The following is an 11,988-nucleotide window of genomic DNA, read 5'->3' on the forward strand; positions in this document are numbered from 1 at the left end:
AGGTTTTGAGAAACCTCGCTGTGTCAGGTTGAAGAACCTGACACCACACAGACACCGCAAACATCTCCGCAACAAATGTGGCGTCGAGCCTTCCAACTCGTCCTAGGGAACGTACTAGCCAAAATCAGTTCTAATGGGTCTCCGTAATCGTACCTTACTAACTGAAGAACGTTGCTTTTTCATTACGACAACCTGCTATCAGCACTTACCTCTCCTTTTTGATGCAACGTGCTTTACCATCCTATTCGATAGTTTCCAATTCTATAACGAAAAATACAAGGCGAAGCTGCTCGCCTATGTATTGATGACGAATCATATCCATTTTATAATTTTCTTTCAAGCAGAAACTCGTCTGATTGAGTACATGCGGGACTTCAAGAAATTCACATCACTCAAGTTAAGAGTGTATATCCAAGCTCAACAAGCAGAACAATTACCGCACATTGTTTTTGAGCATCGTTCGCAACGTTTTAAAATCTGGGAGGATCGGTACGACGATGTGTACCTATACTCGCGAGATGTATGTGAAACCAAAATTGGGTATATTCATACGAATCCTGTCCGAGCTGGCTTAGCAACTAATCCTGTTGATTACCCATATTCCAGTGCAGCTTTCTATGAAGGCAAGCGAGAGAAATCGCAATTAATGCATTACCGGGATATATTTTGAGGGTCGCGACTGTGGCGTCGGGTTCTTAAACCCGACGCGGTGAGGTTTCTCAAAACCGAACGGCATATGCTAGTCACGAGGTTTTAAGAAACCTCGCTGTGTCAGGTTGAAGAACCTGACACCACTACAACAACTGCTGCAACCGCAAATACTGCAATAACATAATCGTCTTACCATCCCTAATTTCACCACTCTTGACCATTGCCATTGCCTGATGAACAGGTAGTTCCAGAATTTCTATTTCTTCTTCATCAATGCCGCCCCCAGCATTCCGTTCCGTATCGGCGGTGTAGTGTGCGAGGTAGAAAAATAGCTTTTCTGTCACCGAACCTGGACTCATGTATGCTTCCATAATTTTCTCGACCGACTGAATCCGATAACCCGTCTCTTCTTCCATTTCTCGCCGGATCGCATCGTCCGGATGGTCGTTATCAAGCAGGCCAGCACAGGCTTCGATGAGCATCCCGGACTCATTCCCATTAACAAAGGTTGGTAACCGAAACTGGCGGGTTAAAATGACCGTATCGGCTTCCGGATTATGGAGCAGAATCGTAGCTCCGTTGCCCCGGTCGTACGCTTCACGTTGTTGCGTAGTCCACTGGCCGTTCCTGCCCAGGTAGTTGAACGTGAATCGTTTTAGAATGTACCAGTTGTCGGAGAGTAGTTTTTCCTCCGTTAGTTGCACACGTTCAGAAGTCATATTGTTTAAATTTGTTCAATTTTGTTTATTTTTGAACAAAAGAACTCAATCAGTCATGAATTTCCAACAGCGCAAGCAACTTATTGTACAAACGGTCGAGGAACGAGGCTCAGTTGAAGTACCCGAATTAGCCGAACTACTGCAAACATCGGAGATGACCGTTCGGCGTGATTTGGCACAATTGTCGGCTTCGGGATTACTGTATCGAACGCGGGGTGGAGCCATGAAAGTGAGCCTAGCAACTGACAAACACCGCTTTGCTAATAAAACTGCCGTTAACGCCGAACGGAAAGATTATATCTGCCAGTTGGCGGCCCAGGAAATTCAGGAAGGCAATGTCATTTTCATGGATTGTGGCAGTACCGTATTTCGACTTTGTCAGTTCATCCGAAACAAGCGAATTACGGTTGTCACAAACTCCTTACCTATCGTAGCTGAACTGATGGACTCGGAAGTGACCATCAATTTAGTAGGGGGCGAAGTAGACAAAGAGCGTCAGGCTGTGCATGGGCTCATCGCCGAAGAACACATAGCCCGCTATCGCGCCAACCGGGCGTTCATTGGGGTCGATGGTATATCGCTGGCGAATGGACTAAGCGCCAACAGTGAAAAAGAAGCCAGTACCGCAACAACAATGGCGCGGCAAACCGAAAAAGTTTATCTACTCTGCGATTCCTCGAAATTAGAAACCAACAAATACCTCTATTTTGCGCCATTAAGCCTGTTTGATGTACTCATCACCGACACAGAAGCGAACCCTGATACGGTCGCAGCGTATCGGCAGGCAGGAATTACCCTGATTAATTAGCCCATGTACCAAATCTGGATTGACACAGGTGGCACCTTCACCGACGGTCTAGCCCTTGACCCAATCGGAAATCTACACCGAACCAAAGTGCTAAGCAGTAGCCGTCTGCGCGGACAGTTGATTGATGGGAAACTCGTAGCACCCTGGCTGACTGCTCCTATTTTTGATGGGTATCAGCTCCGTGTCATCGAAACAAATGAAGTATTCACAATAGAATCGTTAACAGTTGATGGGAGCCTGGAATTTCGTAGCCTAGACGGCCATGTCCGGGTGGAAACCCAACTCTTTACTCCCCGGACGTGGCCGTCCAGGCTACTGACCATTGAACTCTTTACTGGTGAAGAAGCTCCCGTTCTGGCGGCCCGGCTCTTGACCCAAACACCCGTTAATAAACCGTTTCCACCTCTGGAGATGCGTCTGGGAACGACCAAAGGGACCAATGCCTTGCTCGAACGCAAAGGTGGGCGTGTAGCTTTGCTCGTGACAAAAGGGTTTAAAGACCTGCTCAAAATCGGGACGCAACAACGCCCCGATCTATTTCAGCTAGCCATTCCTCCCGCCGACGTACTCTATGATTCAGTGCTTGAAGTAGAGGAGCGTATAGCTGCCGATGGTCAGGTTCTGACGCCCTTGTCCAATCAAACCATTACCGAACTGGTTGAACAAGTTCGTAAAATTCAGCCAGATGCAATTGCCATATCCTTCCTGAATGCCTACCGAAACCCGGTTCATGAACAGCAGCTTCAGGAAGCTCTGACTGCTGCCGGTTTTGCCTATATAACCCGGTCAACTACTGTTTCGGTAACTCCCCAGTACGTGTCCCGTACACAAACAGCCATTGTCGATGCGTATCTGACGCCGGTTATGCGCTCCTATCTGGACAATGTTCAGCAGCAACTGGGTGGTAGTCCTGTTCGAATCATGACCAGTTCGGGCGGGTTGGTTCGAGCTGATCTTTTCCAGCCAAAAGACAGTCTATTGAGTGGTCCGGCAGGTGGTGTTATTGGCGCGGCAGCCATTGCCAATAATCGGCCGGTGTTAACGCTCGACATGGGTGGTACCAGTACCGATGTTGCCCGGATTCAAGGCGGAGTCGATTACCGGTTTAGCACCAAAATTGGGCCTTTCGATTTACAACTGCCTTCATTAGCCATTGAAACCGTAGCGGCTGGGGGTGGCTCGGTATGCTGGTTCGAGGGGCACGGTGCCACGTCTGGTCAACTACGCGTTGGCCCACAAAGTGCCGGGGCTACACCTGGTCCGGCTTGTTATGGTGCCTCCGTAGCAGGTCAACCACTTCTGCTGGCTATTACGGATGTGAACCTGTTGCTGGGGAAACTTCATCCAAAGCAGTTCGGTATTCCCGTATTTCCAGAGAAAGCGCAGGCTGCTTTGCAGGAAGTTATCCAGCAAATTGAAGCAAAAACCGGTAACCGACCAGATCCGTTAACCGTATTACGCGGTTTCGAGCGGATTGCCAACGAAACAATGGCCGGGGCTATCCGCAAGATTTCAGTAGCGCGCGGCTTCGATCCGAAAGACTATGGCTTACTTGTTTTTGGAGGAGCCGGTGGGCTTCACGGTTGTGCCATTGCCCGATTGTTGGGTATGGAACAATTGATTCTGCCCTTTGATGGAGGTTTGCTCAGCGCGTATGGAATAGGACAGGCGCAAATTGAACGCATTGCCTCACGCTCCATTCTACAGCCTTTATCCGTTATTGAAGCTGAGCTGCCAACCTTGATCGACGGGTTGATCCAAACAGCTACAGCGAACTTACAGGAAGATGTTGGTATTGATGTACCTATCGAATCGAAGACAATCTCGCTCTTTCTGCGTCTGTCAGGGCAGGAAGCAACCATTGACATTCCGTTTAGTAGCAATCTGGAAAGCGATTTTCAGGAAAAATACCAGCGGCTCTACGGCCATTTTCCTGCAAATCGCCCTATCGAAGTAGAAAGTATCCGTCTGATTGTTAGTACGGTAAGCAACGAAAACCCAGTGGCTAGTTCGCCGGGCAGTCACCATCATGTGGCACCAACTTTCCAAACAGACACCTACCCCGCTTACGACTGGACGAAACTACAGGAAGGCGACACCTTTCGCGGGCCTGCCCTGTTGCTGAACACGACTTCCTCAGCCTTCATCGAACCCGGCTGGCGACTCATTGTTCAGGCCAACAAAAACGTCCTTGTCGATTACATTGCCGACATCGAAGAAGAAGCCGAGGTTGAGTCGAACGAGGTTATTCAGCTTGAACTTTTTACGCAGCGATTTCGGGCCATTGCCGAAGAAATGGGCGCTCAATTACAGCGGACTGCTTTCTCGGTCAATGTGAAGGAGCGTCTCGATTTCTCCTGCGCCTTACTTGATGCCAATGCCGAACTGGTGGCCAATGCGCCACACATTCCGGTCCATCTGGGCAGTTTAGGCGTTTGTGCCCGCCTAACGCTGGCGGCCTTACCCACCCTCGAACCGGGCGATGTTGTCATAACGAACCACCCGAAATATGGTGGCTCCCACCTTCCCGATGTGACACTACTGAGTGGTGTTTTCACGGACCAGAATGAGTTGATTGGCTACGTTATCAACCGGGCACACCATGCCGAAATTGGTGGTAAAGTTCCGGGTTCAATGCCGCCCGATGCCGTATCGCTAGTAGAAGAAGGAGTGGTGTTGGAGCCCATGTACGTCGTAAAAAATGGGCAGTTTTTGTGGGAGGATGCACTGGCCAACCGATTTACGGACGCTCCCTATCCAACTCGTGCCCTAACGGAAAACAGAGCCGATATTGAAGCCGCTCTGGCATCATTGAAAGCTGGTGAGACAGCCCTTCGTCAACTCGTTCGGCAGTATGAGTTGCCAACGGTGCAGCATTATATGAAACGGTTGCAGCAATCAGCAACCGATGCGATTTTGGCCATTCTGAAACCATTAGCCGGACAGGTATATAAAGCCGAAGAAAGCCTGGATGATGGCCATTGGATTCGCTTAACCATCCAAATCTCTGGCGATGGAGCTAGCGCGGGCGACTCAACCAACCAACGGATTCGATTCGATTTTAGCGGTACATCGGGTGTGCATCCGCATAACCTCAATGCCAACATTTCCATTCTGTACAGCGCGGTATTGTATGTACTGCGATTATGGTGTGGCAGGGATATTCCGCTGAACGAAGGCTTAATGGCTCCTGTCGACCTGGTTCTGCCGGAGTCGTCGTTTCTAAATCCAATTTTTCCAGATGACCCAACGCGGTGTCCGGCCGTAGTGGGTGGTAATACAGAAGTTAGCCAACGGCTGGTCGATACCTTGCTGAAGGCGCTTGGACTGGCTGCCTGCAGTCAGGGGACTATGAATAACTTCCTGTTCGGAAATAGTAAATTCGGTTATTACGAAACCATTGGCGGAGGTTCGGGCGCTACTGAAGGTGCAGATGGCCGCTCGGCGGTACACCAACACATGACCAACACCAAACTCACCGATCCCGAAGAGTTCGAACGGCGCTATCCCGTACGCCTTCATCAGTTCGCCATTCGCACAGGCTCTGGCGGGGCAGGTCAGTGGTGCGGGGGCGATGGGATCATCCGTGAAATTGAGTTTCTGGAACCGGTTCAGGCAACGCTCCTGAGTCAGCATCGTGTAGTAACTCCGTATGGCTTACGTGGGGGTGATCCGGGGGTACCGGGCCGTCAAATCCTGATTTCAGTTGACGGATATGAAGAAGCGCTGTCGGGTATTTTTACACGGGCCATGCAGACTGGCGAGCGAATTCGGATTGAGACACCGGGCGGTGGGGGCGCGGGCAGTCTGCTGAATGCATGAACTTGTCAACCGAGGTACAACGTCATTTTGTAGTCACTTTCCCTTAAAAAGCAAATTAAATTCTGCCTTTAAAGAAATTAGCCGATTTAGGTATGTCTTATAAATCAGTAAGCTTACAAGTAATTCGGCTAAAGTGTTTTCTTTGGGAAATAGAAGCAACTATTTGAGAGCTTACCAACTCTTTAGATCATCACTTTATACCTAATGAACCCTTCCGTAGTCCTCGACGAAGAATTTTCCACGCAACAGTCTGTTGTTGACTATAAAAAAAATCAAAAACAACGAAAGGTTCTGGCTCACCTGTACACAGACGGAACGTGCACGCTAGCCCATTTAACCAAAGCCTTGCATAGTAGTGTGCCCTCCGTTACCAATCTGGTAGAAGAGCTGATTGAGGCTAAATGGGTAACGGCTATTGGCATGGCAACCGGTAGCAACGGGCGAAGGCCTGTCCTGTTCGGCCTGAATACCAAACAGAATTATGTAGCTGTATTGGATGTCAGTACGCATGACACCAAGATATTATTTATGAATACCAAACGCGAAATAGTCTTTCGCGGGGATTACGACCTTCGGCTAAATGATAACCCAACCTTTCTGGCGTCACTAGCGCTCTATTTTACCAATGCACTGACGGATTCTGGCTTATCGGGAAACGATCTCATAGCGGTTGGCATATCCATGCCTGGATTAATTGATGCCCGACGTGGCCTGAATTTGACCTACAAGAATTTAAACCAACCCGGCGAACCAATAACCGATTGGTTTTCAACCCAGATTGGCTATCCTGTTTACCTGATTAACGATACCAAAGCAACGGTTCTGGGCGAAAGTAGATTTGGCGGAGCACAGGGCAAAAAACAAGTGCTGGCCATCAATATAGACTGGGGTGTTGGTCTTGGAATTATTGTGAACGGCGAGGTTTTCCAGGGAGCCAGTGGATTTGCCGGTGAGCTGGGTCATATTCAGATCGATCCAGACGGTGAGCTTTGTTACTGTGGTAAGATTGGTTGCCTCAACACCGTTACATCAGCATCGGCGCTGGTCAGACGCGTACAACGCGACATCCTTACCGGAAAGGTCTCTAAACTGGCGGCCTTCTACGATCGGGTCGAAGATCTGGACATCGACGAAATTATCAATGCCGCTCACAAAGGCGATTCATACGCGATTGATATACTGCACGAAACCGGGTTTCAGTTAGGCAAAGGACTCGCCATTGCCATCAGCCTGTTCAACCCCGAAATCATTATTGTCGACGGTGTTTTGACCAAAGCGGCTACTTTCATTACCAATACTATTGAACAGGCTATCAGCAAATATTGCCTGAGTGATTTCCGAAATGACCTGACCATTGAAGTGACTCAGCTGAATGGAACGGCCAAGTGGCTAGGCACGCACGCCTACATGATGGAAGATATTTTTGCTACCTATTAAATTAAAAGAACAAGAGGGAGGAAGGGGAATAAAGGGACGAAGAGAGTTTATTAGACCCTTTTCTCCCTTTCTTCCCCTTCCTCCCTCTTTTCCCTTTTTTCTCTCCTACTTTGCTTTCAGATATGCGAAGGGAATAATCATCTCTTCCAGCGATACGCCCCCATGCTGGAAGGTATTGCGGTAGTGATTTACGTAGTAATTGTAGTTGTTGGGGTAGGCAAAGAAGTAATCCTCCAGCGTGAACACGTAAGCTGTCGAAACGTGCGGTTTAGGCAGAAATAAACGCTCGGGCTTACGGCCTACAAATAGGTGGTTATCATCGAAGCCAAGATTCTTGCCCTGTTTGTAACGCAGGTTTGTATTCGTTTCACGATAGCCAACAATTTTAGCCGGTTTCTGTACACGAATCATACCGTGATCGGTTGTAATGATAAGCCGGCCACCTTTAGCGGCAATCTTCTGGATGAACTCAAGTAAGGGCGAGTGCAGGAACCACGACCGTGTAATGGAGCGATATGCCGACTCGTCGGGAGCCAGTTCCTTGATCATGGCCATATCCGTCCGGGCATGCGACAGCATATCCACGAAGTTATACACGACCACATTTAACTGATTCTGTAACAAGTTATTGAAGTTATCGACCAGCGATTTCCCCTGGTTAACATTCAGAATTTTGTGGTACGATGACTTAATATTCAGGCGACTTTGCTCAAGCTGCCGACGCAGAAACTCGTCTTCATGGTTGTTGAGTCCCTCGTCTTCACTGTCGTCATTTACCCACAGGTCAGGGTGCTTACGTTCCATCTCGCTGGGCATCATTCCCGAAAAGATAGCATTCCGGGCAAATCCAGTCGTTGTGGGCAGAATCGAGTAATAAGACGATTCCTCTTCAACCGTAAAGTACTCCCCTAACAGCGGTTCAATGACTTTCCACTGGTCGTAACGCAGGTTATCGATCAGGATAAAGAATAATGGAGCTGCGTTACTTCCGGCTTGCTCTACCAACGGAAACACCTTCTTCCGCATCAGTTGGTGCGACATAACCGGGCTGCTCATTTTAGGGTCATTAAGCCAGTCTTCGTAATTATCGATCACGAATTTGCAAAACTCCGAATTGGCTTCGCTCTTTTGCATATTCATGACTTCCACCATGCTCTTATCCTGCGAATTATCGAGCTCTAACTCCCAGTAAATAAGCTTTTTATATACATCGGCCCACTCCTCAAAATCCATGCGATCGTTATACTGCATGGATATATTCCGGAAGTCCTGTTGATAACCGATGTTGGTCCGTTCGGTCACGAGCCGCTTGTTGTCCAGTATCTTTTTGACCGACAGGAGAATTTGATTAGGATTGAGTGGTTTAATGAGGTAATCGGCAATTTTAGAGCCAATAGCCTCCTCCATAATATGTTCTTCTTCGCTCTTGGTAATCATTACCACGGGCAGGTTAGGACGCATTTGTTTAATCTGCGAGAGCGTTTCCAAGCCCGTCATACCGGGCATCATTTCATCCAGGAAAACAACATCGTAATTAGTCTGTTCAACATGATCGAGCGCATCGGCACCGCTGTTGACAGGGGTAACATCATATCCTTTATTTTTCAAAAACAGAATGTGGGGTTTCAGGAGATCAATCTCATCATCGGCCCAGAGTATCGAATAATTTTGCATGCGTTCGTGGGGGATTTGGTAGTACAGGCTTCGCAGTAACGTATGCTGCCTTCAAATAAAAACTGTTCTTTGTTTAACTTCAAACGTTCGGTTCTGTTCGGGCCGTTCAGAATTAAGCTTTTTTAACAGCACAAATATATTGCCAATGACCTAACCAGGCTCCGGCTGCTTCGGTCAACTGCTACTGTTAACCAAAATAGATTCTGTTGATTCGCTGGACTTTATTGTTACTATGGTTCTAATTGTCAGCGTCAACAGAATCTAACGAATCAACAGAATCTATTTTGACAATACAAGCTTGCAATCAAAAGAGTAGTATAGTTATTTCTGGGAAAATCAGCCGTACTTTGCGTTATTTATACGAGCAAAGCCGTTTATATTGCTGATAGAGGATACCTGATCGCTTTTCGGCTGATTATAACCCATGAAAAAAAATTCTTTTCCTTACGCTCTACTTCTTTTGGGCGGTATCGTCTCCATACATACAACCCTAGCTCACTCAACTTCACACCCTCGAACATTCGTTGTAGACTCTGTTGGCGTTGAAAAAAAAGATGGCAAACGATTCATTCTCCATCGTGTCGACGAAGGTCAGACACTGTTTGGAATTGCCCGGCGCTATGGTCGTTCGGTTGCCGAAATCAAAGCCGCTAACCCCGACATGAAAGATGCCGTTCGGTACGATCAGCTTGTTAGAGTTCCTATTCCTGATGGTGCATTGAGCCGAAAACAGGAAAAAGTAATTGACAAAGCAATTAAGAAGAAGGAGAAAGAAGAAAAACGAGAAACCAAAGTCGAAGCGAAAGCGGCCGATACAAAGCCAGTAACCAAAGTAGAGAAGGCCTCAGAGAAAGATACGAAAAAGTCTGATGATCCAGCGCGGGCTGGTATCCATGTTGTTGAGCCTGGCCAAACACTTTACAGCCTGGCTGGACGGTATGGGGTGTTGCAATCGGATCTGCGAAAATGGAATAATCTATCGGGCAATAATGTGCTGATCGGTCAGGCACTGATCGTTTCCGAAAAAGCCTACCTGGCCCGTACCCCATCATCACAAATCACAACCTCAGCTCCAAAAACGGCCGAGTCCTCTCCTAGAACGGAAACGCCAGCAAAACCAGTCGCGGTTAATTCGCCCGAACCACGAGCCAACGAGCCACGTACCAGTGAACCTCGGCCAACAACACCCACCGAATCAAAACCGGAACGCCATCCCGAACGGGAAGCAGGCACTGGCAGTACTTCAGCTAAACCATCAGCCACCGATACGAAACCTGCTGAAGTAGAAGTAGAGCTACCTCGGGCGGGTAACGACGCGCCTATGCCTACACGTGGACGTCGTATTTCGGCAAGTGGTGTGGCTGAGATGATCGACGGTGCCGATGGCTCAGGCAAGTACCTTGCGCTGCATCGAACAGCCCCTATTGGTACGCTGGTGCAGGTGCGCAATGAGTTTAATAATCAGAGCCTTTGGGTGAAGGTGATTGGCCGACTGCCCAATACAGGCGTTAATGATAAAATTCTCATTAAACTATCGGCGCAGGCATTTGCGAAACTTTCGCCCGATGATCGGCGTTTTCGAGCTGAGGTAAGTTACATTGCCCGTTAGCCAATTACGCTATGGAAAAAGAAACCAAAGAGGAACGCATTGCCAGACGTCACCGCGAACGCGATGCACAGATGAAATCCTCACCGGGCTATATGACGTTCAGTATCATGTTTACGCTGGCCTATCCCTTCATTGCTGTCTTTACGTTTGTTATGTCAACACTATTGGCGTTATTTTCCGGTATTTCCCGGGCGTTGGCCTGGGTGGTTAGTGGCGGAAACAGCAAATAAGTTAATGTAAAATGGATAATGGGCAATGAGTAATAATCTGACGATGAACATGTTGATGATTACTCATTTTGCCGCACGATTGGCGTAAGTATGATAAAAACAAACAAGTCCTCTTCGGTATCTACCACACCTTATCCATTATCCATTCCTGGTTCTTTACAAGACTTTTTAGATGCGAAGGCCGATCAATACAATCGGCCTTCGTTTATTGAACGAGACCCCATCAGTATTCCCCACCGCTTTAGCCGAAAGCAGGATATTGAGCTAATGGGATTCTGGGCGGCCGTGCTGGCCTGGGGGCAACGTCCGGTGATTTTAAAGAAAGCCAACGAACTGGTTGAGCTGATGGATGGCACCCCGTATGAGTTTATCCGGAACCACCAGGAGAGCGACCTGAAGCGATTTTTGGCCTTTAAGCACCGCACCTTCAATGCCACCGATGCCTTATATTTTCTGCACTTCTTCCGACAGTATTATCTGGAAAATAACTCCCTGGAGGATGCGTTTTTACCTAGTGCGGCCGGTCAGCGCTCCGATGAGAAGTCGATGCTACCAACCGTTGAGCAAGGCCTGATTGCCTTCCATGATCGTTTTTGCGGACTCACTGATTTTTTCCCTGAACGTACCCGCAAACACATTGCCACTCCAGTCCAGAACTCAGCCTGCAAACGACTGCTGATGTTTTTGCGGTGGATGGTCCGAAGCGATGATTGTGGCGTTGACTTTGGCATCTGGAAACAAATCCGGCCCGATCAATTGGTGATGCCCATTGATGTTCACGTAAACCGCGTTGCCCGTCAGTTGAACCTTATAGACCGCCCACAAACGGATTGGAAAGCAGCCCTTGAATTGACCGAAACACTTCGCCAGTTTAACCCAGCCGACCCGGTTCGTTACGATTTTGCCCTGTTTGGTTTAGGCGTTGAGGGGGAAATGTAAACCCATTTTATCGTGTTTATTGTGGAGTCAGATGTAAGCCAGGTTAAACGCATTAAAATAGTGGCATTTTGTCCTAGTTCAGATCTTTGTGACATGAAC

9 protein-coding genes are annotated in these 11,988 nt (G+C 48.2%); 7 read left to right on the top strand and 2 right to left on the bottom strand.

Annotated elements, in window-relative coordinates; genetic code table 11:
* The first annotated feature begins 133 nt into the window (after positions 1–133).
* Positions 134–670: an REP-associated tyrosine transposase gene (locus ACYVGO_RS28705; RefSeq protein WP_460972217.1), complete on the top strand. Its 537-nt coding sequence runs from the start codon at positions 134–136 to the stop codon at positions 668–670.
* Positions 671–794: 124 nt separating this feature from the next.
* Here ACYVGO_RS28705 and nudK read toward each other — a convergent pair whose 3' ends face one another.
* Positions 795–1,370, bottom strand: a complete 576-nt coding sequence (gene nudK / locus ACYVGO_RS28710; RefSeq protein WP_460972218.1) for a GDP-mannose pyrophosphatase NudK — start codon at positions 1,368–1,370, stop codon at positions 795–797.
* A 55-nt stretch (positions 1,371–1,425) separates the two neighbouring features.
* Between nudK and ACYVGO_RS28715 the strand changes: the two genes are divergently transcribed.
* The 3 genes from ACYVGO_RS28715 to ACYVGO_RS28725 all read left to right on the top strand — a co-directional run bounded on the left by ACYVGO_RS28715 (position 1,426) and on the right by ACYVGO_RS28725 (position 7,437).
* Positions 1,426–2,178: a DeoR/GlpR family DNA-binding transcription regulator gene (locus ACYVGO_RS28715; RefSeq protein ID WP_460972219.1), complete on the top strand. Its 753-nt coding sequence runs from the start codon at positions 1,426–1,428 to the stop codon at positions 2,176–2,178.
* 3 nt (positions 2,179–2,181) lie between these two features.
* Positions 2,182–6,000: a hydantoinase B/oxoprolinase family protein gene (locus tag ACYVGO_RS28720; RefSeq protein WP_460972220.1), complete on the top strand. Its 3,819-nt coding sequence runs from the start codon at positions 2,182–2,184 to the stop codon at positions 5,998–6,000.
* Positions 6,001–6,204: 204 nt separating this feature from the next.
* Positions 6,205–7,437: an ROK family transcriptional regulator gene (locus ACYVGO_RS28725; protein WP_142774225.1), complete on the top strand. Its 1,233-nt coding sequence runs from the start codon at positions 6,205–6,207 to the stop codon at positions 7,435–7,437.
* A 105-nt stretch (positions 7,438–7,542) separates the two neighbouring features.
* On the opposite strand, the gene porX is transcribed toward ACYVGO_RS28725, so the two are convergent.
* Positions 7,543–9,111, bottom strand: a complete 1,569-nt coding sequence (porX, locus tag ACYVGO_RS28730) for a T9SS response regulator signal transducer PorX (protein WP_142774226.1) — start codon at positions 9,109–9,111, stop codon at positions 7,543–7,545.
* A 424-nt stretch (positions 9,112–9,535) separates the two neighbouring features.
* Here porX and ACYVGO_RS28735 point away from each other — a divergent pair, with 424 nt between their 5' ends.
* From ACYVGO_RS28735 to ACYVGO_RS28745, 3 genes are all read left to right on the top strand, one after another.
* Positions 9,536–10,720, top strand: coding sequence for a LysM peptidoglycan-binding domain-containing protein (locus ACYVGO_RS28735; protein WP_460972221.1), 1,185 nt, complete (start codon positions 9,536–9,538; stop codon positions 10,718–10,720).
* An 11-nt stretch (positions 10,721–10,731) separates the two neighbouring features.
* Positions 10,732–10,950, top strand: a complete 219-nt coding sequence (locus ACYVGO_RS28740) for a hypothetical protein (protein WP_142774228.1) — start codon at positions 10,732–10,734, stop codon at positions 10,948–10,950.
* A gap of 90 nt (positions 10,951–11,040) precedes the next feature.
* Entirely contained in the window at positions 11,041–11,889 is an 849-nt protein-coding gene (locus ACYVGO_RS28745) for a TIGR02757 family protein (protein ID WP_460972222.1), read from the top strand.
* The last annotated feature ends 99 nt before the right edge of the window (positions 11,890–11,988 follow it).

This window comes from Spirosoma migulaei, from assembly GCF_054776855.1.